We start from the raw sequence: 23,882 nt of genomic DNA, 5'->3' as shown, positions 1-23,882 counted from the left end.
ATGACAAACATTCCTCACGGCCTGGAAACCCTGGCCTATAGCTTCAAAGGGCAAGAGCCTATTGGCACCTTCCAGCCTGTGCTGGTGGGCGTGGTAGGTTCGGGCAATCTGGAAGTGCTGGCCGAGCCCAAGGACAGCGCCGAATGCACCATCCATATTCATACCTCGGCACGTGGTTTCTCCACGATCTGGGATGCGGTAGTGCGGGACTTTCACCAGCGCCATCCGCTGGCCGGTATTCACTTTGACATTAACGATATGGGGGCCACCCCTGCCGTGGTCAGTCTGCGTCTGGACCAGGCCGCCAGCGAAGCCCTGGCACGCAGCCAAGCACAAGGAACACAGTCATGAGCAGTTATCTGGAGTGTTCTGCCCGCCAGCGCGTCCAGGCTCTGTTTGACGCCAACAGCTTTCACGAATGGCTGCCCCCCGCACAACGCTTGAGCAGCCCCCATCTGGCGCAGTTGGGAGTGCCTTCTTCCTTTGATGATGGCGTGGCTATCGGCCGTGCTTTGCTGGAGGGGCAGACCGTGTATGTGGCGGCGCAAGAAGGCGAATTCATGGGCGGTGGTGTGGGCGAAGTCCACGGCGCCAAGCTGGTGGGCCTGCTGCGTCGAGCCATGATCGACCGCCCTGCAGGCGTAGTGCTGCTGCTGGAGTCCGGGGGTGTGCGTCTGCACGAAGCTAACGCCGGTTTGATAGCCGTCTCGGAAGTGATGCGCGCCCTGCTGGACACGCGTAATGCCGGAGTGCCTGTGATTGCTTTGGTCGGCGGGCAAAACGGTTGCTTTGGGGGTATGGGCATTGTGGCCCGCTGCACCAACCACCTGATCATGAGCGACGTCGGCCGTCTGGCCATGTCCGGCCCGGAAGTGATTGAAGCCTCCCACGGAGTCGAAGAATACGACTCCAAGGACCGCGCTTTGGTCTGGCAAACCAGTGGCGGAAAACACCGCTGGCTGACCGCCGATTGCGACGACCTTGTACCGGACACCGTGGCCGCTTTCCGCGCCGCTGCCGTACAAGGCTTGAAGAATCCAGCCCGTGGCCCCGTCACCCTGGAAGAGCTGGAACAGGAACATCAGCTGCTGGCACACCGCGCAGCCCTGCTGCCTGTGGAGCAATGGAACCAAACTGAAAATCAGGCCCAAGCCTTGTGGCAAGCACTGGGGCTGGAACAAAGTGATCAAGTCGGGCAGATGGATGCTGCAGCCGTCAAAGCATTACGCAGCCAGGAGGCGCTGTCATGAAATGGGAAACACTGGTGCAATCGCTGTTCGATACGCAGCACAGCATTAGCGAACAGGATTTATTTTTGCAGGGCGATGCCCAGTTTGATGGCGAGACCTTGGCCGTGATCGGCACGACGGGACACGCCCCCATCGGCGTGTCCCTGGCCCTGACCCAGGCACAGGCCGTGCTGGACACCATCAAGAACCATCCTGGTCGCAGCCTGCTGCTTTTGGTCGATACCCAGGGCCAGCAACTGCGCCGCCGCGATGAGCTGCTGGGCATCAACCGCGCCATGGCTCACTTGGGTATGTGCCTGGATCTGGCCCGACGCAAAGGCCACAAGGTCATTGGGCTGGTGTACGACCAGGCCCTGTCCGGTGGCTTCATCACCTCCGGCCTGATTGCCAATGCCTGCTATGCCGTGCCCGAAGCCGAAATTCGCGTCATGCGCATTCCTGCCATGGCCCGCGTGACCAAGCTGCCCGAAGCCATGCTGGAAGAGCTGGCGCAGTCCAATCCGGTCTTTGCGCCCGGCGTAGGCAACTACGTGGCCATGGGAGGCATTCAGTCTGTCTGGGACAGCAGCTCGCCAGAGCAACTGCGTGCTTCCTTGCGGGCGGCACTGGCTCAATCCAATGATCAGGATCGCCGCGCCAGCGATGGTGCCGAACGTGGTGGCCGCCACCTGGCTGCCCAGATCATTGAACAGGTCTTGCAGGCATCCTGATGAACGCCCAGCTGCCCGCTCGCCGTCACCACCTGATCAGCCTGGACAGTACCGCCTGGGATCAGGTGCTGACTGATCTGGAGCCGACCAGCCACACCTGCCAGAGCCTGCGTCAATGGCAAACTCGGGGCTGGCCGCTGGTCGTCAGCCGTCAGCCAGGCGAACTGCATAGCGGACAGTTGCAAGTGGGCATTCCTTTACCGAGCGATTGGGGGCGGCAACGTCTGTCCCTGATCGTTTCCCAAAACCAGAGCCTGTCTTGGGGCGGTTTCCCCCCCGCCCACGAAGCCCAAACCTTATTGCCAGCCTCCTTGGCGCAAGACTGGCTGAGCTTATGTCAGCGTATGCAAGCACATGGCTGCACGGCTCAGGTCTATGGCAGTTATGGCTGGGAACTGATCACAGGACAGGGCTATGTGCGTGAAGGTTCAGACCTGGATTTGCTGCTACCCGTGCAGAGCGCCACGCAAGCAGATCGTCTGGTGGAGCTATTAAGTGCAATCAGCGAATTGTCCGGTTTGCCCCGCCTGGATGGCGAGCTGCTGTTCCCCGATGACGCCGCCATTGCCTGGCGTGAATGGCAGCAATGGCGCAGCGGTGCCAGCAGCAAAGTCATGATCAAACGCACTCATGGTGTACGTATTCAGGCGCACTCGGACTGGCCCGAGCACGCTCCTGCTCCGGAGTCCTCTCATGCTGCTTGATGCAATTGAAACCAGAACATTGGCGCATCGCCCCACTGCCGCCGACTTCATGGATCCATCTCGTTCCTGGAGTTGTGCGGCCATAGGCCGTGCGGCGGTTCTAGCGCTGTATGACGAGCTGATTCTGGCCCCCAAACCGGGGCTGGTTTCCTTGCTCGACAGCGGCAGCCATGACGATATGGATGCCAGCACTTTTTATCGCAGTCTGTTTGCCCTGCGCCATTATTTTTCTGACATGGCGGCTCTGGGCCAACAGCGTGTTCCATTCAGCCAGCTGCAAACTCGCGGGATTGCAGCGGAGGCTCGCATGCAGGCGGCAACCGGGGGCATCAATACCCACCGTGGCGCCATCTTCATGCTGGGTCTGTTGTGCGCAGCCGCAGGCGCTTGCCTACCTTTTCGCACCCTGACTCCCGCCACGATTCGGGACCAACTTCAAACATTATGGGGGGCGGCTTTACAGGCCCGCAGCCTGCAAGCTTCGTCCGCACTGCCGGGCGGACGGGCGGTACGCCGCTATGGCTTGCAAGGCGCGAACCAGGAAGCAGCCCAGGGCTTTCCCACCTTGTTTGAAACGGCCTGGCCCGCCTGGCAAGTCGCTGTCAAAACTTTGTCTCCGCACAGCACACCAGTGGCAGAAGAGCAGTTGCAAACCGTGGGTTTGCATACCTTTTTTTCTGTTATGGCGGTCCTTGACGATAGTAATCTGGCCCATCGTGGCGGACTGGAGGGGCTACACTACGCGCGCCACTGCGCCACACAATACTTGCAAGCAGGCAGTGCGTTCAGCCCCGATGCGGTGCAGCGCGCGCAAGCCTTGCATCAAGCCTTCATGAAACGTCGCCTGTCCCCCGGCGGCGCAGCCGACACCTTGTCGGCCTGCTGCTGGCTGGATCGCTTGCAAGCCTATGCACCCGGCAGTGCCAGCCAGCGTCGCCCTACTGGAGCCTGACTATGAAAATCGCCCTGCTGTTTTCCGGGCAAGGCATGCAATACGCAGACATGCTGCCCTGGATGAACCCGGCAAACCCCTCGCTGCTGCAAATGCAGGAACAGTTGCACGTTCCCGATTGGCGCGCTGCCATGCGCGATACCCGTTGGGCCAGCACCAATGCCCATGCCCAAGTTCTGCTGACAGCTTGCGCCTTGGCCGCTTGGCAGGAATTGCAGGAGCACGTCCCTGCTCTGCAAACCTCCAGGCGATCTTTGGTGGCCGTGGCGGGCTACAGCATTGGTGAACTGGCAGCCGCTTGTGTAGCGGGTGTGTTATATGCCAGCAATACCATCCAGCTCGCCGGACTAAGAGCCGCCTTGATGGATAAAGCCGGGGCCGGACAGGACAGCAGCATGCTGGCGATAAGTGGGGTTTCAATCCGGACGATTGAGCAATGGTGCCAAGCGCACGGCGCTGCCCTGGCGATACGCAATGGTCCTGATAGTGCTGTCTGTGCGGGACCACGTGACAAGCTTGCTGCCCTGGAAAAATTCGCTCAAGAACAAGGGGCACGTTGCACACCCCTGGCCGTGAATATTGCCTCCCATACCCATTGGATGAGCAGCGCGGCCCAGGCCTTTCAAGAGCAACTGAATCAAAGCGAACTGACTGCCCCAACCTTGCCTTGGCCCACCAATGCCGGTCTATGGGTGCATAACGCCACTACCGCTGCCCAGGCCTTATCAGCGCAGTTGATGCAAACTGTGCAATGGGACTCCTGCATGGAACAGATTGAAGAGCGACAGCCCAATGTGGTGCTGGAGATTGGTCCGGGCCGCAGTCTGGCGACCATGTGGAATCAACGCTATCCGGAGATTCCTGCGCGCAGTGTGGACGAGTTCCAAACCCTGGATGGCTTGCAGCGCTGGCTATCTCGCTGGGCTGGATAAACGCAAGACAGCGGCTTGCGCAGACCCGTATCAGCCCGACGTCGGCCCTTCTTTTTCCAACTGAGTACGCACGATCCGGCAGGCCCGTAACAAGCTCAACACATTCGGGCTGCGCTCGCGCGACTTCATGCACACCAGGCCGATACGCTGTGAATGTCGATACTTCTGCTCCAGGCTCAGCCACTGAATCTTGTCAGAAAAAACCGCTTTGGCTCGCGCAGGTAAAAGGGAGCATCCCACACCACCACTAACCAGACTCATCAAGGAAAAGATGTCTCCGGTGCGCATCACAATATCGGCATCAAACCCGGCTTTGGCCAACATGCGCTGCATGTCCCGCCCCGTTGCAAAATCATCGGTCAGCGACACAAAACGTTCCTTGGAACAACGCTCCAGATCCACCACGGACGAGTCCGATCCTTGCCAATCCATGGGAGCAGCAAACATCAGCTCATCATCAAAAATGGGCAGCACTTCCAGATCATCCGGTTGCTCCTGTGGCAACTCGATCAGGGCTGCGTCAATATGACCGCCCCGCAACTTTTGCAACAGCTTCTCGTTGGAGTCCAGCACCAGATCAATCTGCAATAAAGGCTTGTGAACCTTCAGCTCTACCAAAAGGCGCGGCACCAAACGTATCGTCAGCGAGTACATGGAACCTATGCGCAACTGATCCGACGAATACCCCCCGGCTTCGCGGGCAGCATCAATGCCGTGCTGCAAGGTGCGTATGGTTTCCTTGGCCGCTTCGGCCAGCTCGCGCGCCGACTCCTGTGGCACCAGATTGCGGCCTTCCTGCAAGAACAGCGGGCAGCGCAACCCTTCCTCCAGGCTTTTCAAGGCCCGATGCACGCTCACCGCACTGGTACCCAATTGTTCAGCGGCACGGGCAATCGTGCCAGCTTCCAGAAAAGCCAGCAGAACTTCCAAGCGTCGTACCGTGATTTTTTCGTCGATCAGAAACATCGTGAGGGCAGGTGGAAAAACAGCGCCAGAGCAAAGAGTACAGTATGGGAGAAGCCCGCAGTAAGACCAATGCAGGCTAACCCGAAAAAAATGCCCCAAGCCGCTAAAAGCAAGGCTTGGGGCATTCCCATGTCAGGTCAGAACAGCACGGGCTTGAACCCGGCAAAATCGTATTCAGGATCTGGAAATCAGGCCCTGAACCCAAGGCTTAAGCAGCCTTTTTCTCGCCACCCGTTTGCACGATTTCACGTACTGGAACGGGCGTCTGCAAACCAGCCTGATTCAGCACTTGGACCGCACGGCGGAACAGATCAAAACGGGCATCCCAGAAGTCAGCAGCATTGATCCACGCACGCAGATTGACGGTGATTACGCTGTCCTTGTACTCCATGACCATGACCAAAGGAGCCGGGTCTTTCAGCACCTGAGGATGTTCATTGAGCAGGTCTTGCAGCAGCTTGATGGCCAGGTCCAGATCATCGCCATAACGTACGCCCACCCCGAAGTCCAAACGACGAGTGGTGTTACGGCTGTAGTTGATGATAGGGTTGCCCCAGATCAGGCTGTTGGGCAGCGTGAATTGAATGCCATCCACTTGCTCAAAGCGGGTCAGGAACAAACCCACTTCCTGCACAGTGCCGTCACCTTTACCAACAACCGACACAAACTCGCCCGCACGCAAGGGACGCAGCATCAGCAACATGATGCCGGCGGCGATATTTTGCAGTGTGTTCTGCAAGGCCAAGCCCACCGCCAAACCGGCGGCACCCAGTACCGCGATAATGCTGGCGGTCTGCACACCAAAACGGGCCAACACGGCAATCAGCACAAAGATGCGGATTGTCCAGACCGTTACGGACTGGGCCATAGGCACAATCGTCGGATCCACTCGCGGCGAGCGGGCTGCCATGCGCTTGATGGCACGACCGGCGGCGGCAGACAGCCACCAGCCAATAATCAGAATCAACAAAGCAATCACGACGTTGAGCGCAATCGCGACAACGGCTGGAAACTCTGTCATCCAGGCTTGCAATTTTTCCACGTTTCAATCTCCTCAATTAAAAGGCAAAGCACCGAAGGGACTGGCCGCCAAGGGTAAACATTGTTAGTGCGCATCATAGCCTTGGGACGGGTCTGAACCCAAGTTGAGCAAGCCCACCATCTTATCCCCGAAAACTGTGGATAGCTCATAGGAAAAACTGGGCAAATCAGAAAAACCTTCCGTAGTATCAGCCACTTGAAAACCACGAACAGAAAACATCCAAATCCGGAAACAGACGCCAGCTTATCCCCATAAAATGTGGACAAGTCACAGGATAAACCGTGAATCACTGCACTTATCCCCGTGCAATCAAGCACTTAGAAATGGCGAGCAGAGAATCGACAATTCTTTACCATTTTTTTCCTCGGGCAAGCCTTTGCTTGTTGAAAACCGGCTTATCCACAAAAGATGTGCATAAAAATAGGGAAAACCCCTGTATTAGCAAAAAATAGGCTTATAAAACAATCACCTAAGTAGCCAGGTCAGGGATTCACCATTTTGCACCTGTTCAAGCCGGTACGCGCCACAGGGAAGCCAGCCAATGCTGCTCCTGCGGCGGCCTGTCTGTGGGGCGATAAAAGTGATCGATATAGTCAAAGCCCGCTTGCTCCAGACGCTCTGACCACTGCTCCCAACTGTAGTAGCAACCATAGCGCTGACCATTCCAGCCTTCTTGCCCCTGACCGCGCGGATTGGAGGAGAACAGCACGCCGCCCGGTCGCAGACTGTGCCGCAAAGCGGTCAAAACTGCAGGCAGCTCCGCGCTGGGCATATGGAATAGAACCGCATTGGCAAACACGCCATCAAAAGCCGCAGCGGGCAAATTCAAATCCAGAAAGTCCTGATGCAGCACCGGCAAGCCAGTTTGCTGACGAGCCATCTCCACAAAAGCCGCACAGCCATCCAGCCCCACCGGACGATGGCCCATGGCCTGAAACGCGACCAGATCCCGCCCCGGTCCACAGCCCAGATCCAGAATATCCACGGGCCCCGGCAAGCCGATGGCCGCCAGCAAAGCATCACGATTCTGGCTGACATCATGGTCCCACGTGCCGTCCCGATAAGCCTGCGCATGGTCCTGGTAATGATTGACGGTGCGACGACTGGTTTCTTTCATCTGAACATCCTTGCCTATGCTATGGGTTTACTTGACGCTGCCTAACGATGGATCGACTATATCCTGAGTCCAATTTGAATCTGATGCCATGAAGCCAAGCTATCCGCTCTCCGTCCTAGACCTGTCCCCTATTGTTCAGGGCTCCACACCGGCCCAGTCCTTTCGCTGTTCGGCGGACATTGCCCGTCATGCCGAGCAGTGGGGCTATCACCGTTACTGGCTGGCCGAACACCACGGCATGCCCGGTATTGCCAGTGCTGCCACTTCAGTTCTGATCGGGCACATTGCCGGTCAAACCAGCCGCATTCGTGTGGGCGCGGGCGGCATTATGTTGCCCAACCATTCCCCTTTGGTGATTGCTGAGCAGTTTGGAACGCTGGCCTCCCTGTACCCCGGCCGTATTGACTTGGGCCTGGGTCGTGCCCCTGGCTCCGACCCCGAAACCGCCCGCGCCTTGCGCCGCAATCTGAACAGCGACCCCGACCAGTTTCCGCGCGACGTGCTGGAACTGATGGACTATATGTCCGACGAGCCGCGCAACCGCATCATGGCCGTGCCCGGTCGCGGACTGAATGTGCCGGTCTGGATTCTGGGCTCCAGCCTGTTTGGTGCTCAACTGGCCGCCGCCTTGGGCTTGCCCTACGCCTTTGCTTCGCATTTTGCACCTGCTCAATTGATGGATGCTATTGAGGTTTACCGCCGTCAGTTCCAGCCTTCCGTGCATCTGGAAAAACCTTACGTCATGCTGGGCTACAACGTCTTTGCCGCCGACACGGAAGACGAAGCCAAACTACTGGCCTCCTCCTGGCAACAGTCTTTTGTGAACCTGCGCAGTGGTCGTCCCGGCCAGTTGCCACCGCCCGTACGCGACTACTACGAGCAATGCAGCCCATCCGCCCAGCATCTGCTGGACTCCCTGCTCAGCTGTACGGCCATTGGCAATCCGGAACAAGTGCTTGAACAGATGAAAGGCTTCATTCAACTGACCGGCGCCAACGAGCTGATGCTGAACGCCAATATCTTTGACCATAACAAGCGCTTGCGCTCCTACGAGATTGCCGCCGAGCTGCGCGGCAGTCTGGTATGAACCCACGCCATCTTCAGGAGACCGCACTGCGCTACTTCCAGGAAGTAGCGCGTTGTGGCTCTATCTCGCAGGCGGCCAGCAATCTGCATGTGGCCACATCGGCCATCAGCCGCCAGATCAGCGGACTGGAAGAAAACCTGGGTATGGCCTTGTTCGAGCGCCATGCCCGTGGCATGAACCTGACCGCTGCGGGAGAACTGCTGCTGGCCCATGCCCGTCGCAGCGCCATGGATGCCGAGCGCACCTTGCACGATATTGCCGCCTTGCAAGGGCTGCAAACCGGCCTGATACGCATCGCCTCCTCTGAAGGTTTGGCCGCCCAGCTACTGCCGCAATGCATTGCACAGTTTCGTGAAAAGCATCAGGGCATACGTTTTCAACTGGACGTACTGCCGCCACACCGCATCACCATGCTGCTGCTAAGCGGCCAGATTGATATAGGCATCAAATTCACCCAGACGGCTGAAAAAGACATCAAGACCTTGTTCCGCCGCGATGCACCCGTCATGGCTCTGGCGGTTCCCGGCCACCCGGTAACCCGTACCGAACGTATCAGCCTGAAAAGCCTTCTGGCACACCCCCTGGCCTTGCCCGGCCCCGACACCACCGTGCGGCAAATGATGGATGTGGCCTGCAGCGCACAGAACCTGAGTCTGGACCCGGTATTCAGCAGCAATCACATGCAGTCTCTGCATCAATTTGCCTTGTCCGGCGCAGGCGTGACGGTGTCGGCCTTGCTCTCGGCTCGTCACCTGATTGAGCAAGGTTTGCTGCAAGCCAGTTTCATTCATGAACGCGGCCTGTTGAACCGCCAAATTGAAGTGCAGGCCCTGGCTGGCCGCCGCTTGCCCTCTATTGTTCGCCGCTTTCTGGACGAGTTGCTGCCACAGCTTGAGGTCGACCCTCTAGCCTTGCCAAAATAGCAACACTGACCTGCTTATTTGTTGCTGGTTCGGCATCATCGCCTTTCCTATCATCTCTTGATTGAGGAGATAGCCATGACAAGACCCAGCAACGCCGCAAGCAACGCGCAGCCCCCATCGACCCGTCGCCCCTGGCGGCGTCTTGCCCAAACCTTATTAGGTGCTGTTCTGGCCGTCAGCAGCGTGGCGGCCCATGCCAGCGATTGGCCTGATCGTCCCATTCGCCTGATCGTACCCTTCCCCACTGGCGGTGCCACCGACGTCATCAGCCGCCTGATTGCCGAAAGCGCGGCCAAAGCGATGAACGCCAACATCATTGTGGACAACCGCACGGGCGCGGGCGGCACAATTGGTTCAGGCGAAGTCGCTCGCAGCAAGCCCGATGGCTACACCCTCCTGTTCACCACCAGCAGCACCCACGCGATTGCTCCGCACCTGTACAAGTCCCTGCCCTACGATGCAGAAAAAGACTTCACCCCTATCGCTCACTTGGGCGATGCCGCCAGCGTCCTGCTGGTGAACCCGTCCGTACCCGTACAAACGCTGCCAGAGCTGATTGACTACGCTCGCGCCCATCCTGATGAGTTGAACTACGCCAGCAGTGGCAATGGCACCATCGTGCACCTGGGCACCGAAGCCTTTTTGAATCAGGCCAATATCGTCATGTCCCACGTTCCATACCGCGGAACCGGTCAGGCCATTAACGATATGCTGGGCGGCTCCATTCATGTTTTACTGGACGCCATCCCCACCGGGATGCCCTATGTGAACAGCGGCCAGTTGCGCGCCCTGGCGGTAACCGGCCAGCAGCGCTCGCCGCTGGCACCCGATTTGCCCACCTTTCAGGAGTCCGGCCTGCCGGGCTATGAGTCGGTGACCTGGTTTGGCCTGTACGCCCCCGCAGGCTTGCCCGACGAAATTCGTGACAAGGCTTATGAGGCCTTTTCACATGCCGTTCAGGACCCCAAAGTACGCTCGCGCCTGCAAACATTGGGCGTGGACCAGCCCCGCAGCACCAGCCGAGAAGAATTTATCTCTCTGGTCCGCGAGGACAGCGCACGCTGGCAAGGCCTGATCCAACTGACTGGAATACAGATTCAATGAACAAGACTGACACCTGTCTGGACTGGAACAACCCCTACCCGTCCGCCCGCTCTGCGGTACTTGGCCAGAACATGGTCAGCACCTCCCACCCCTTGGCCGCGCAAGCGGGCCTGCGCATGTTGCAGGCCGGTGGCAATGCCGTCGATGCCGCCCTGGCGGCCGCCATCACACTGACTGTGGTCGAACCCACGGGTTGCGGGATAGGCAGTGATGCCTTTGCCATCGTCTGGGACGGCAAAGAGCTGCATGGCTTGAACGCCTCCGGGCGCTCGCCCCGTGGCTGGTCGCCGGATCGTTTCAAAGGTCACGATGCCATCCCCGACAAGGGTTGGGAAAGTGTCTCCGTGCCCGGTGCGGTCTCTGCCTGGGCCGAGCTATCCAGCAAGCTGGGCCGTCTGAGTCTGGAGCAAGTGGCCGCCCCCGCGATTCATTACGCCCGAGAAGGCTTCCCGGTCTCGCCCGTAATCGCGCGCTTGTGGGAGCTAGGTCGTCAGCGTCTGGGCGATCAACCCGGTTTTGCCGAAGCCTTTTTACGTGATGGCAAAGCACCAGTCGCTGGCCAGTGGTATCAGAACCAGGACCAGGCCAATACGCTGGAACGCATTGCGGCCACCCAGGGTCAGGACTTCTACACCGGCGAGCTGGCCAAACGCATCGCCGACTTCTCCCGCCAGCATGGCGGCGCCATGGATGAGCAGGATCTGGCCGAGCACCGCGCGAACTGGTGCGGCACCATCAGCCATCCTTTTGCCCAGTCCGTGATTCACGAAATCCCGCCCAATGGACAAGGTCTGGCGGCCTTGATGGCCTTGGGCATCATGGAACAAGCTGGTGTGGGCCAGCAGCCGCTGGACCATATCGACACGGTGCATTTGAGCATTGAAGCCATGAAGCTGGCTTTTGCCGATCTGTACGAGCACCACGCAGATCTGGAGCACATGATTCATCATCCCGAGCATTTGCTGGACCCGGCCTATCTGCGCGAGCGCGCCGCCCTGATTCAGATGGACAAGGCAGGCGACCCCAAGCACGGCCTGCCTGGCCCCTCCGGCACGGTCTATGTCACCGCCGCCGACTCCAGCGGCATGATGGTGTCCCTGATCCAGTCCAACTACATGGGTTTTGGTTCCGGCGTGGTCGTTCCCGGCACCGGCATCAGCATGCAGAACCGTGGTCATGGCTTTACCCTGCGCCCCGGTCATGTGAATGAAGTGGCCGGTGGCAAGCGCCCTTCGCACACCATTATTCCGGCCTTTGCCATGAATGCCGATGGCACCCCTCAAATGTCTTTTGGTGTGATGGGTGGCCCATTCCAGTCGCAAGGCCATATGCAAATGGCACTGCGTGTTCTGCTGTACGGTCAGAACCCGCAGGCCGCTGCCGATGCCCCACGCTGGCGCGTGACGGGTGGCCGTGGGGTGGCAGTAGAACCCACTTTCGATCCGGCGCTGGTTCAGGCCTTGCGCGAGCGCGGTCATGAAGTCGTCGTTGAACCCGGCAGCGGTGTGTTCGCCTTTGGCGGTGCACAACTGATTCTGCGTCAGGGCAATCATTACGTGGGCGGCTCCGACCCGCGCAAAGACGGGCAGGTGGTGGCTTACTAAGCCTATTTGCCTTCCAGAGATCACTGCCGCTTTCTGATTGGGGTCTGGATAAGAGCATCCAGACCCCAAATACCTTTGGGCCTCCCTATCTCTATTCAGACAAACCACTCGACGAAGCAAAGGCACGCTCACCAAGGCCCCATCCCTTCAGCCCCCTTCAAGGCTCAGCCCTGTCCACCAAAGAGCCAGGCACAGCCCCCAAAGCAGACTCCAGCATCTACTTGGCTCACTAAACGTACACCGTGGTCAATATCTGACACTTTCCCTACACAAAGACTGTGTTTTTATCAGGTTTTCTTCAGCCAGACAGAATGACTGCTGTACCATCAAAAATTGCCGCTTCATACCCCGGAAGCGGTTTTCTATTTGTCTAAACGGCCCTGTCATCCAGAGGGCCGTACGCTGGAGCCCATTCGGTGCTGTCATTCTTTGAACGTCGATTAGATCCCTATCCCGAACAACACGTCGCCCCTCCTCCCAAAGGATTTTTCCCCTTCATCTGGGCCTGTACGAAAAATTCACGCGGCTGGATTGGCTTGATGACCGTAACCTCGATTGGCCTGTCGGCCTACGAGGCCATGCTGTTTGCCCTGCTCAGCTATATCGTGGACTGGCTGCCCTCGATTGAACCTGCCCAGTTCTGGAGCCAGCAGGGTGGCACGCTGTTGACCATTGCCGCTGTTCTGCTGGGCAGCGTCGTGCTGATCAGCCTGCATACGCTGGTCATGCACCAGGTACTGGCCATCAACTTCCCCATGCGCCTGCGTTGGCTGTTTCACAAGCTGATGCTGAATCAGAGCATGTCCTTTTACGCGGACGAGTTTGCCGGTCGCATCACCACCAAAATCATGCAAACCGCTCTGGCGGTGCGTGAAACTCTGTTCATGGCCGTGGAAGTGGTCGTGGGCATGAGCGCCTACCTGATCGGTATTCTGATTCTGGCAGGCAGCTTTGACCGCCTGCTGATCCTGCCCTTCCTGCTCTGGCTGGTGGGCTACGCTTTGGCCTGCGTGTACTTTGTGCCCCGTCTGGGCAAAGTCGGGGCTGAACAGGCCGACGCCCGTGCGCTGATGACGGGCCGTATTACCGACGCCTACACCAATATCAACACGGTCAAGCTGTTTGCCCACACACGCCGTGAAGCAGACCATGCCAAGAACGCGATGCGCCGCTTCCAGGAAACCGGCCATGCCCAGATGCGTCTGATCAGCATGTTTGAAGTGACCAACCATGTGCTGGCTACTGTCTTGCTGATCAGTTCGGCAGGCCTGGCCTTGTACTTGTGGTCGATTGATCAATCCACAGCCGGTGTAGTGGCGGCCGTCATTGCCATGGCACTGCGCCTGTCCGGCCATTCCCATTGGCTGATGTGGGAGCTGACCAATCTATTCGAGAACGTAGGCACGATTCAGGACGGCATCAATACCTTGACGCAAAAACCCACGGTGGTAGATGCTCCCGATGCCAAGCCCCTGCAAATCGAGCAAGGTCGCATCGAATTCCAGGACGTGAGCTTTGCCTACCGCGATAAAAGCCGTCAGGTGATCGACAAGCTCAATCTGGTGATCAAACCGGGCGAGCGCGTTGGTCTGATTGGCCGTTCTGGCGCGGGCAAATCCACGCTGGTCAACTTGCTGCTGCGTTTCCATGATGTGGATAGCGGCACCATTCGCATTGATGGCCAGGACATTGCCCACGTCACGCAAGACAGTTTGCGTGCCGCCATTGGCATGGTGACGCAGGATACCTCCTTGCTGCACCGTTCCATGCGCGACAACATTCTGTATGGCCGCCCGGATGCCAACGACGAGCTGCTGCATATGGCGGTAGAGCGTGCCGCTGCTGCCGACTTCATCCCGCAACTGCATGACCGCCAGGGCCGTGAGGGCCTGGAGGCGCATGTGGGCGAGCGCGGTGTGAAACTATCTGGCGGCCAGCGTCAGCGTGTGGCAATTGCCCGCGTCATGCTGAAAGACGCCCCCATCCTGTTACTGGATGAAGCCACCAGCGCCCTGGACTCTGAAGTGGAAGCCGCCATCCAGGAAAGCCTCAACACCCTGATGCACGGCAAGACGGTAATTGCCATTGCCCACCGCCTGTCCACCATTGCGGCACTGGACCGCTTGATTGTGCTGGATCAGGGCCGCATCATCGAGCAAGGCAGCCACCAGGAATTGCTGGAAAAAGGTGGTTTGTATGCTCGTTTGTGGGCACGTCAAAGTGGTGGCTTCCTGGGAGAGACTGGCAAACAAGATAGTTAAAACGTGTCACTTGCTTGCAAAAAAAAACTGACGTTACATCTTTGTCCCATTAGAATTTCGAAAGATCAAACTTCGCCGTGCTTGCGGCGAAGTTTTTTTTCAACTTATTCAGCCCATACATAGAACAAGATTATGTTTTTAGTCTTCCCCGATTCCGCCGCCATTGCGGCACACCTGAGCGCCCGTCTTCAGGAAATTATTCGTCAGGATCCACAAGCGACTCTGGGTCTGGCAACCGGGGGGACCATGGAACCCGTCTACGCCCGTTTCGTACAGGACGTACGTGCCAATGGGCTGGATGTCTCCAAGATCAACAGCTTCAATCTGGATGAGTATGTGGGTCTGGCGGCAGCGCACGAGCAAAGTTACGCCTACTACATGCGCCAGCACCTGTTCGGCCAACTGCCTTTTGATGCCGCTCGTTTGCATCTGCCCAATAGCCTGACCCAAGAGCTGGAGCAGCACTGCCAGGACTACTCCGCCGCGATTGCGGCCAGTGGTGGTGTCGCCTTGCAATTGCTGGGCGTAGGCACCAACGGCCACATCGGCTTTAACGAACCGGGCACCCCTTTTGACAGCCGCACCCATGTGGTGGCCCTGTCCGAGCGCACCCGTATCGACAACAGCCGCTTTTTTGATTCCATGGACGAAGTGCCTGCATCGGCCATCACCATGGGGATTGCCGATATTCTGAGCGCCCGTGAAATTGCCCTGGTGGTCACCGGCGAGCACAAGGCTCGCACCATGCTCAATTACCAGGAAGGCGGTGTCACGCCCGAGCTGCCTTTCACAGCCTTGAAGCAACACGCCAACACCCACATCCTGCTGGATGAGGCGGCTGCCAGCCTGCTAGACCCCAGCCTCTGCCACCGTCCCCTGATCAGCCAGGCTGCCTGAGCCAGCTTGCCAGCCCCCGCCCAGTGCTCGGAAGAGCGCCGCGCGGGATTGCAGACGTGCCTGCATCAAACTGACGCGCACATCCTGAGCGGCGTACAAGGTACGCTGCGCATCCAGTAAAGACAGCAAGGTTTCCGAGCCAGAGCGATAACGTGCTTCGGCCAGTTGAAACGCCAGCCTGGCTTGCTCCCACTCCAGCTCCATAGTCTGCGCCTGGGCATCAAGGCTATGCAGTTGTGCCAGCACGCCTTCCACATCCATATAAGCTTGCACAATGGTCTGCCGATACTGCGCCAGCCATTCCTGCAAACGGGCGTCGCTCAAATCCTTGCCCGCCTCCAGACGACCGGCATTGAAGATAGGCGCCACCAGCCCGCTGATCAGGCTGTAGACCGGATGGCGCAAGCTTTCTTCCCAATGATTGCCCGATGCCCCTGCCCGCGCCCCCAAGGTCAGGCTGGGATACATGGCAGCGCGCGCCACATGCACATCGGCATGAGCCGCTGACAACTGGGCCTCGATGCGCGCAATATCAGGGCGCTGCGACAAGAGCTGTGAAGGCAGACCTGCTTCCAGCTCCGGCACGTGCAAGCTGGCAATATCTTCCTGGGGCTCGGGCATGATTTCAGTACGGCCCAACAAGGTCGCCAGCTCCACCCGCGTGCGAATGGCCTGTTCTTCAATCACAAACAATTTGCGCTGTTGCGAAGCCAGCAATTGGCGTTGCTGTGCCAGCTCCAAAGGCGAAGCCGCCCCCGCCTGCAAGCGTGCTTCCAGCAGGCTCAACAAGCGTTGCGCAACGGCCAGGTTTTGACGGGCAATGGCCACGCGCTGTTTGTCGCCCAAGGCTTGCAGGCTTAAATGCACCACCTGCGCCTGCACGCTGACACACAGCACATCCAGCTCGTAATTTGCCGCCTGGGCCAGGAACACGGCACTGTCGGCCTGAGCACGATTGCGTCCCCACACATCCAGCTCGTAGCTCATGAACACACCGGCCACATATTGCGAGCGAGTGTCTCCATGCGAGGAAGAAAACGGCGCATCTCTTTGCGCAGACAGATTGCCCTGCAATTCCGGCAGCAAACTGGCTCCGGCAATGCGTGCCTGAGCCTGCGCCTGCAAGATCCGGGCCTGTGCCTGACGCAGCACCGCCACGTCCTTCAAGGCTTCCTGCATCAGGCTGTTCAAGGCGGGGCTGTTATAAGCACGCCACCACTCCGGCTCTACCTGGGCCAGTACAGGACTGGGTGTCGCCTTGGCTTGCTGTTGATACGCCTGGGGCAGCGTCGGCGGGGTCTTGTCCAGATCAGAGGACAAGGAGCCGCACGCTTGCAGCACAAGCGTGCTCATGGCCCCTGCTATCCATCGGTAATGAGCCATGCTTACTCCCCTGCCAAAGCCTGAACGGGGTCCAGCGCGGCCGCCGTTCGTGCTGGCATATAGCCAAAAACCATGCCCGTCACCACGGCGCAGCCAAAGGCGCCCAAGGCCGCCCGCAAGGAAAACACCACATCCACCCCACCAAAAATCAGGCCGATACCCACCACAGCACCAGCCAGCACGCCCAGGCAACCGCCTGTAATCGTCAACAAAACCGCCTCAGTCAGAAACTGGCGCATGATGTCACTTTGCCGTGCACCGGTTGCCATGCGTATGCCAATTTCCCGCGTGCGTTCACGCACCGTCATCAACATTACGTTCATGACCCCGATGCCGCCTACCACCAAAGACACGGCGGCAATCAGGCCCAGCATCATGCTCATGGCCTGACGCGTGGAAGCCTCTGCCTGCAAGCGAGCCGCCGCATTCCCGATTGAAAAGTCTTCTCGCCCACCATGACGCTGTGTCAGCAACTGACGCATGTCTTGTTCCGCTTCCAGAACGGTGGAACTGTCCTGCGCATCAATCACCACATAGTCGGGCTGCGTCTGGGCCTGATACACACGGGCACGCGCCGCGTGATAAGGCACAAACACCATATCGTCGTAAGCCTGCGCGCCCGAATCGGCACCGCGCTCCTGCATTACCCCGACCACCTCAAAAGGTGAATTGCCGATCAGGAGCTGCTGCCCCAACGGCACGTCCATATCGGGGAAGAATTGCTTGGCGGCACGATGTCCCAACACAACCAGGGGAGCCAGATCCCGGTCCTCGGCATCGGTGTAGTAGCGACCTTGTGCCAGCTGCCAGCGATGAATATCCGGCATGGTTTCATTGGCGGCAAACACATACACCTGGCGGTCCACGCTGCCACGCCGCACGGTAATCGGATCTCCAATCACCGGCATGACACGCCGTATCAATGGCAGCTCGCCAACCGCCTCCAGATCCTCTTCTGTCAGCTGTCCCTTGGCGACCCCATTGGGCGGTGATGAACTGCTCAAGTAAATGATCGTGGTCCCCATCGTGCCCATCTGATCCATGACACGTTGGCGGGCACCTTCACCCACCGCCAGCATCACGATGACCGAGGCCACCCCGATGATCACGCCTAACAAGGTCAAGGCCGTGCGATGACGGTTAATGAACATGCTGCGCAAGGCGCTGCGGGTAGCATCCTTGATCTCCGAAACCCAGGGCGAGCGGCGGTGCTCGGGCGGTGGTAAAGACTGCTCAAGCTTGGGCTCGGTGGCCGTTTCTGGGCGGCTATCCGAGAGGATGCAGCCGTCACGAATTTCAATAATCCGGTCTGCCATCGCCGCGACCTCATGATCGTGCGTAATCAGGATAATGGTGTGACCAGAGTTCGAGAGCTTGCGCAGCAAGGCCATCACTTCTGCACCACTGCGCGAGTCCAGCGCACCCGTGGGTTCGTCGGCCAGAATGACACGGCCACCGTTCATCAAGGCACGAGCAATCGACACCCGCTGCTGCTGGCCGCCGGACAACTGATTGGGCCGGTTATCCAGCTTGTCCGCCAGACCTAGGCTACTGAGTAATTCTGCGGCACGTGCCGCACGCGCGCCCTCATCCATTCCCGCGTAAATGGCAGGCATCTGGACATTTTCACTGGCGCTTTCAGTCGGAATCAGGTGATAGCCCTGAAAGACAAAACCAAAGGTCTCACGGCGCAACTGGGCCAGTTCATCAGGACTGAGCTGCGCGACATCCCGACCTTGAAAAAGATAGGTGCCGCTGCTGGGTTTATCCAGACAACCCAGCAGATTCATCAGCGTCGATTTACCGGACCCCGAGGCCCCCACAATCGCCACAAACTCACCCGGCTCAATACTCAAGCTGACATCGAACAGAACCTGCACAGCAGGCTTAGTGCTGGGCGGGCCGCCATAGATACGGTTAATGTCCCGCAGCTCAATCAAAGGAGGTGCAGCCCCTACCATTGCAGCCACCGCCAGCCACGCTCAGGAGTGAGCACCGCCAGAACAACGTGCTCCCCTTTAGCCAGCCCGTTCACGACTTGTACCTGGTGACGATTGCGCACTCCCAGGTCGACCGGCTTTTCCTGCACCTTGCCCCGCTCCAGCACCGGCACCGTAAAAGCATCAGGACCACTATCGGGGTCTGGGCGTAAAGCCACCAGGGGTATCAGTAAGGCCTGGTCGGCACGATCAATCTCAAACAGCACCTGCGCCGTCATCTGCGGCATCAATTCGCCGTCTTCATTGGCCACATCAAACAGCACCGTATACATGATGGCCTGTGTGGCAGTCGGTGCCGCCGCCGTGCTTTCATCCTGAGTGCTGCCCTCTGGCGCAGGCATGATTTGGCGAACCTTGGCCTGCCATTGACGCGCCCGCGTTTCGCCCTGCTCTCCCAGAGTCGTGAAGGTGACGGTCATACCGGGCTTGATACGACGAATATCGGCCTCGGACACGCTGGTCCACACTGTCATGGTGCTCAGGTCTGCAATGCGCAGAATGTTGGGAGTTTGATACGTGGCATTCAGCGTCTGGCCTTCACGCGCCTGCACGCCAATGACCGTGCCACTCATGGGCGCGTAAATGCGCGTATAGCCCAAGCGTGCCTCATCGGCTTTCAGCGTGGCCTGAGTCTGCTCCATCTGCGCTTGTACATGCGCTACCCGAGCCTGCGCAGTCGCCAGATTGGCTTGGGCAATCTGAATATCTTCCTGACGGCTGGCCTGCTGGCGCTCCAGTTGACGCTGGCGAGCCAATTGCTGACGCGCCAATAAAAGCTGAGCCTGCTGCTCGGCCAACTGGGCCCGGAACGCGGCCAAGGAAGCGCGGCCTGCATCGACGGTGGCTTGCTGCACACTGGGATCGATTTCCACCAGCAACTGGCCCTGCTCAAGCTGATCGCCCGGCGCAACCGGCAAAGCCGTAATCTGCCCGGACACCTGCGCACCCACGTCCACATAGCGACTGGGCTTCAAAGTTCCCACCGCAGCAACGGTAGCGCGTATATCACTTTGCTCCACGGCCACCGTTTCAAACTGCTCTGAAGAACGCCCGGCCTGTGCGGCAAGCGCCCCCAGCACCAGCACCGCCACCAGGGCCAACGCCCAGCGGCGCTTTACTGCTTTGGACTTCATAACTAATCCCAAAAAACCGTGGATCTGCACCCGCCGTATCATGCGCGGCAGGTGATCAAAAAAACAAAAGTGGTCAAGAAGGCAGGTACTTGCTTAGACCAAAACCGGCTCCACGCTACTTAGCAGACAAGGAGGTTCCCACCTAAACGGTGCAGTCAAGCGGACAGGGCAAGAGGTCCTTTTTCAGGCCTTCCTTATAAAGACGTTTGAGAGCCCACTTTCCGGACATTTATTTTGTAAAAGTTATAGCGATGGGCTTGAGATAAGGGCGTCAAACATTTGCTGGACGCCCTATGTGGTGGAGAACAGGCAGGACTGTGCCCCCTGCCCGGTCCTTTCCTTAAAACTCCACCGAGACACTCAGCATGAACGTGCGTGGCTGCGACAAGACCAGATAGCCATTATTGGGATAGCCACCGACCGAAGCCCAATACGCCGTATCGGCCACATTCTCGACACTGGCCCTGAACGTCATGGGCACACCGGAAATCTTGCGCTGATAGCTGGCCCCCAGATCCCAACGCACCCAACCTGGCACACGGATCGCATTGGCCGAATCCGCGTAACGGGCACCGGTTGCCAGCAACTGCGTATCCAGCGACAAGCCTGTCACCTGCGGCACATCCCAGGTTAGGCCCAGACTGCCTTGCCAACGCGGCACGCCAATCACGCGCTGACCTTCGCTCAGCGGGTCACCCGTGTTTTTCTGCTTGGTGTCCAAGGCGGTCACTCCACCCAGAATGCGCAGGGAGTCCGTCAACTGGCCGTAGAAGCTCAGCTCCAACCCGTTATGGCGATCCTTGCCCGCTTCCACAAAACGCAGATCGTCGTTCACCACACCACGCGGTTTGGTCGTGGTGAAGAAGGTCAGCCCACCGCCCATGGAACCGTTGTCGTACTTGATTCCCAGCTCTTTTTGCTGGGCCACAAAGGCCGACAAGCGCTGCCCGGCGTTTTGAACCGGCTGATTGTTAAAGCGAGTCGGTGCCAGATCGCCTTGCGCCAGGCTTTCCGTGTAGTTGCCGTACAAAGCCCATTCATCAGTCAGCTTGAACACCACACCCGCAGCAGGGCTGGTATGTTGCTGACGATCTTTGCGCTGCAAGGCCTGGGTGCCATAGTCATAGCTGCGCGTTTCCATGATTTGATGGCGCAGCCCCAACATGACTTCCAGCCTGTCGTCCCAGAGATACATCAGGTCGCCCAGGGTATAACTGGTCAGTTTGGTGCGTCCCACCAAAGCGGGTGAACCCAAATCTCCCCCGGTATAAGCGAAGGGTGACAAGGCGTGATTCACAGGATCATAAAGATTACTTTCCTGCACGCTGCCCATAGCCCAGGCATTTTTCTCTTTGTGGTCATACAAAGAAGCAGCAGCGACCAGCTCATGCAACACAGGCCCGGTCTCAAAACTGGCTCGCAAACCCAACTCGCCTGTTTTCACGTCATCACGTCGGGAATTGTTGAAACGCGAGAAGGTGGTTTTTCCAGAAACGGCATCCGTTACCGTCTGAGTCGCAAGCTGATTTTTTTCCTTGCCATCTTTCATACCGAAAGCAGCCCACAGGGTCATGGAATCATTCAGATCATATTCCCCGCGTACCGTCCCAAAAATGGTTTTCTCATTAGAGTAGGTCCAGGGCTGGGCGAAGTTGCGCGTGTGCGAAGGCAAGCCCGGCAAAGCGGACAAGCCCGCCTTTAAAGCCACATTAGGCCGGACTTCACGCAGCTTATGCTCTTGATAGCCCAAGTCAGCCGACAAGCGTACACGCTCACCACGCCAATCCACCCCTACTGTGTACAGGTCCAGACTGGTGTGCTCATTGTCGACCGCCGTATCACCACTGCGTTTGATGGCATTGATGCGAATGCCAGCCGCATCATCGGCAAAACGACGCGCAATATCCGCCTTGATCTGGCTTTGTCCGCCACTGCCATAACCTGCACCGACCTTGGTCAGCGGGCTCTCGCCAGCCCGTTTGGGCAGCACATTGATCGTGCCCCCAATACCACCGCCGGAAGGCGCGGCACCGTACAGAAAGCCACCTGCGCCATGCAGCACTTCAATACGCTCGGCCAGTTCGGCAGCCGTCGCTTGCCGGGGCAGCAAACCAAACAAACCGTTGTAGGCAATATCATCGGACGCCGTCAAAAAGCCCCGAATGAAAAAACTTTCCTGAAAATTGCCAAAACCACGGGCCACGCGCACGGAAGGATCATGGCGCACCACATCGGCTACGGTCGACGCCTGCAATTGCTCGATATAGCGGCTGGTGTAGCTATTGACGCTGAAAGGCGAGTCCATGTTTTCAAGAGAACCCAATATCCCCACTCGCCCGCCGCTGGCGACCTGACCGCCCGCATACTCCGGCAGCAAGCCCTGACGCGACGCATCCGCACTGGCATTAACGGTAATGGTGGACAACTCCTGCGGCTGGGCAACATCCCTCTGGTCTTGCGCCTGAGCCTGACAATGAAGAGCAAACAGAGACAGGACGAGAGAGCGTCCCAGGCAAGGCTTGAATAAGCTGGTCATCACGATTACCTATCAAGCCTTGATGTTCTTCAGGTCAATACGCACCACACTTTCGCGCTTGCTGGCTTTGTACTGCGGAGTGGCAGGAGCTTTAACGGTGACGTACAACTGGCTATCCGGGCCCAGCTCCAGGCTGTTGGGGTTATCAGGCAAGTTGTATTGCGCCTTGATCGCATAGCTGCCGCCATCCAGCACAGACACTTTGCCTTGCTCGCGGTGAGTCAAATACAGCTCGTCGCGATCAGCGTTATACAAGACATCCATGGCATCCCCCACCGGCAGTTCCTGCAGCAATTTGCCGTTGCGGGCATCCAGCACATACACGGTTTTCTGGTCTTTGGTCTCGGTCACGTACAGACGATTGCGCCTGGAATCCAGCGCAAAATTCAAGAGCAAGGCGGGTTTGGCGCCCGCCGGTTTCCAGCGCTGTTCGATCTTGTTGGTTTGGGTATTGATCACCATCACTTCGCCGTCGCCATTGGCGGCATACAGACGATGCGATCCCGAATCTATCAGCAGACCGGTCACCCATTTGCCTGCGTTTTCAATGGTGTCGATCAGTTCCAGATTACGATCATCCAGCACCCAGATCACGGCCGGCGCACCTACGGCCCCCACATACACACGGCCTTGCTGGGGGTCGTGACGAATCGTGCGCGGCCCCATTTTGGTGTCATCAAAACTGGTATTGCTAAAGCGGACTCGCTCCAGGCTCCCGTCCTCTTTCAGCTCAACTTTGGAGACGGCAGCAGCCAGACTATTGGTGACGTACAGGGTGTCGCCCGACGCGTTCGTCGCCAGGCCGAAGTTACTTTCATCGGTATAAATCGTCCCCTTTACATCCAGGGTGATGGGGTCCAGTTTATAGATCACACCACCCCGAACCGAAGGCGCACGCTCTGCCGAGGCCACATACAAGGACTTATCAAACGGGCTGTAAACCGTTTGATAAACCCCGTAAGCCAGATCCTTGCGCAAAGCCCCTTCTGCCGTAATTGACGTCTTTTGCGCCAGCTCCGGTGTCAAGGGCAGCGAGACCGACTCGGACGGCTGGGCATGGGCAAGAGATCCGGCACTTAGCAAAGCGGCAGACAAGACAGACAAAGCAAGGCGACGTGTGAACATTTCAATATCCCGTGTTAGAAATAGAAGTGATTATCATTTGTATTATTGCATTAAGCACTTCCATGCTCAAAATCGGGATATCCCTGCACCTTAAGGAGAAACACGCGGGACTAAATCAGCCGCTTCCCTATCCCCCACTTGACTGCCCTCGCTACA

20 protein-coding genes are annotated in these 23,882 nt (G+C 58.3%); 12 read left to right on the top strand and 8 right to left on the bottom strand.

What is annotated here, in order from left to right:
- From mdcC to ACU6HM_RS10675, 6 genes are read left to right on the top strand one after another with little or no spacing between them, the layout of a single operon-like run.
- Complete coding sequence (gene mdcC, locus ACU6HM_RS10700; protein ID WP_009457832.1) at window positions 1-351, top strand: malonate decarboxylase acyl carrier protein; 351 nt, start codon at window positions 1-3, stop codon at window positions 349-351.
- Window positions 348-1,250, top strand: coding sequence for a biotin-independent malonate decarboxylase subunit beta (locus ACU6HM_RS10695; protein WP_446763787.1), 903 nt, complete (start codon window positions 348-350; stop codon window positions 1,248-1,250). The genes mdcC and ACU6HM_RS10695 overlap by 4 nt, the downstream gene beginning before the upstream one ends.
- Complete coding sequence (gene mdcE, locus ACU6HM_RS10690) at window positions 1,247-1,960, top strand: biotin-independent malonate decarboxylase subunit gamma (protein ID WP_446763786.1); 714 nt, start codon at window positions 1,247-1,249, stop codon at window positions 1,958-1,960. The genes ACU6HM_RS10695 and mdcE overlap by 4 nt, the downstream gene beginning before the upstream one ends.
- Entirely contained in the window at window positions 1,960-2,664 is a 705-nt protein-coding gene (gene mdcG, locus ACU6HM_RS10685; protein WP_446763785.1) for a malonate decarboxylase holo-[acyl-carrier-protein] synthase, read from the top strand. The genes mdcE and mdcG overlap by 1 nt, the downstream gene beginning before the upstream one ends.
- A complete protein-coding gene (locus ACU6HM_RS10680) occupies window positions 2,654-3,616 on the top strand; it encodes a triphosphoribosyl-dephospho-CoA synthase (protein WP_250756826.1) in 963 nt (320 codons plus the stop codon). Before mdcG ends, ACU6HM_RS10680 begins: the two co-directional genes overlap by 11 nt.
- A 2-nt stretch (window positions 3,617-3,618) precedes the next feature.
- Window positions 3,619-4,548 carry an acyltransferase domain-containing protein gene (locus tag ACU6HM_RS10675; protein ID WP_009457837.1) on the top strand — a complete coding sequence of 310 codons (930 nt, stop codon included), beginning with the start codon at window positions 3,619-3,621 and terminating at the stop codon, window positions 4,546-4,548.
- Between the two features lie 30 nt (window positions 4,549-4,578).
- Here the strand turns inward: ACU6HM_RS10675 and ACU6HM_RS10670 are convergent, their stop codons facing one another.
- From ACU6HM_RS10670 to ACU6HM_RS10660, 3 genes are all read right to left on the bottom strand, one after another.
- Window positions 4,579-5,514: a LysR substrate-binding domain-containing protein gene (locus ACU6HM_RS10670; RefSeq protein WP_250756825.1), complete on the bottom strand. Its 936-nt coding sequence runs from the start codon at window positions 5,512-5,514 to the stop codon at window positions 4,579-4,581.
- 208 nt (window positions 5,515-5,722) lie between these two features.
- Window positions 5,723-6,535 (bottom strand): mechanosensitive ion channel family protein, encoded by an 813-nt coding sequence (locus tag ACU6HM_RS10665; protein ID WP_254500286.1) that lies wholly within the window; start codon window positions 6,533-6,535, stop codon window positions 5,723-5,725.
- A gap of 529 nt (window positions 6,536-7,064) precedes the next feature.
- Complete coding sequence (locus tag ACU6HM_RS10660; RefSeq protein WP_446763784.1) at window positions 7,065-7,673, bottom strand: class I SAM-dependent methyltransferase; 609 nt, start codon at window positions 7,671-7,673, stop codon at window positions 7,065-7,067.
- An 88-nt stretch (window positions 7,674-7,761) separates the two neighbouring features.
- Between ACU6HM_RS10660 and ACU6HM_RS10655 the strand changes: the two genes are divergently transcribed.
- The 6 genes from ACU6HM_RS10655 (at window position 7,762) to ACU6HM_RS10630 (ending at window position 15,549) form a co-directional block, all read left to right on the top strand.
- The gene (locus ACU6HM_RS10655) at window positions 7,762-8,760 is read left to right on the top strand and encodes an LLM class flavin-dependent oxidoreductase (protein WP_022983518.1); all 999 of its coding nucleotides are present in this window, start codon (window positions 7,762-7,764) and stop codon (window positions 8,758-8,760) included.
- Window positions 8,757-9,683 carry a LysR substrate-binding domain-containing protein gene (locus ACU6HM_RS10650; RefSeq protein WP_009457852.1) on the top strand — a complete coding sequence of 309 codons (927 nt, stop codon included), beginning with the start codon at window positions 8,757-8,759 and terminating at the stop codon, window positions 9,681-9,683. The genes ACU6HM_RS10655 and ACU6HM_RS10650 overlap by 4 nt, the downstream gene beginning before the upstream one ends.
- Window positions 9,684-9,758: 75 nt before the next feature.
- Window positions 9,759-10,787 (top strand): Bug family tripartite tricarboxylate transporter substrate binding protein, encoded by a 1,029-nt coding sequence (locus ACU6HM_RS10645; RefSeq protein ID WP_250756822.1) that lies wholly within the window; start codon window positions 9,759-9,761, stop codon window positions 10,785-10,787.
- On the top strand, window positions 10,784-12,391 hold the full coding sequence (locus ACU6HM_RS10640; protein ID WP_009457854.1) for a gamma-glutamyltransferase family protein: 1,608 nt from the start codon (window positions 10,784-10,786) through the stop codon (window positions 12,389-12,391). Before ACU6HM_RS10645 ends, ACU6HM_RS10640 begins: the two co-directional genes overlap by 4 nt.
- A gap of 416 nt (window positions 12,392-12,807) precedes the next feature.
- A complete protein-coding gene (locus ACU6HM_RS10635; RefSeq protein WP_009457855.1) occupies window positions 12,808-14,652 on the top strand; it encodes an ABC transporter ATP-binding protein in 1,845 nt (614 codons plus the stop codon).
- A gap of 132 nt (window positions 14,653-14,784) precedes the next feature.
- Window positions 14,785-15,549 carry a glucosamine-6-phosphate deaminase gene (locus ACU6HM_RS10630; protein WP_446763783.1) on the top strand — a complete coding sequence of 255 codons (765 nt, stop codon included), beginning with the start codon at window positions 14,785-14,787 and terminating at the stop codon, window positions 15,547-15,549.
- On the opposite strand, the gene ACU6HM_RS10625 is transcribed toward ACU6HM_RS10630, so the two are convergent.
- From ACU6HM_RS10625 to ACU6HM_RS10605, 5 genes are all read right to left on the bottom strand, one after another.
- On the bottom strand, window positions 15,502-16,902 hold the full coding sequence (locus ACU6HM_RS10625; protein ID WP_446763782.1) for an efflux transporter outer membrane subunit: 1,401 nt from the start codon (window positions 16,900-16,902) through the stop codon (window positions 15,502-15,504). The two genes, ACU6HM_RS10630 and ACU6HM_RS10625, sit on opposite strands and share 48 nt — an antisense overlap.
- Window positions 16,903-16,934: 32 nt before the next feature.
- Window positions 16,935-18,893, bottom strand: a complete 1,959-nt coding sequence (locus tag ACU6HM_RS10620; RefSeq protein WP_446763781.1) for an ABC transporter permease — start codon at window positions 18,891-18,893, stop codon at window positions 16,935-16,937.
- On the bottom strand, window positions 18,887-20,065 hold the full coding sequence (locus ACU6HM_RS10615) for an efflux RND transporter periplasmic adaptor subunit (RefSeq protein ID WP_446763780.1): 1,179 nt from the start codon (window positions 20,063-20,065) through the stop codon (window positions 18,887-18,889). The genes ACU6HM_RS10620 and ACU6HM_RS10615 overlap by 7 nt, the downstream gene beginning before the upstream one ends.
- Window positions 20,066-20,405: 340 nt before the next feature.
- Complete coding sequence (locus ACU6HM_RS10610) at window positions 20,406-22,601, bottom strand: TonB-dependent receptor (RefSeq protein ID WP_446763779.1); 2,196 nt, start codon at window positions 22,599-22,601, stop codon at window positions 20,406-20,408.
- Window positions 22,602-22,613: 12 nt separating this feature from the next.
- Window positions 22,614-23,726 carry a YncE family protein gene (locus ACU6HM_RS10605; protein WP_446763778.1) on the bottom strand — a complete coding sequence of 371 codons (1,113 nt, stop codon included), beginning with the start codon at window positions 23,724-23,726 and terminating at the stop codon, window positions 22,614-22,616.
- Window positions 23,727-23,882 lie beyond the last annotated feature (156 nt).

Source organism: Alcaligenes sp. RM2 (assembly GCF_052931795.1).
Note: the sequence above shows the minus strand (reverse complement) of the source record. Positions and strands in the feature narration are given on the sequence as shown.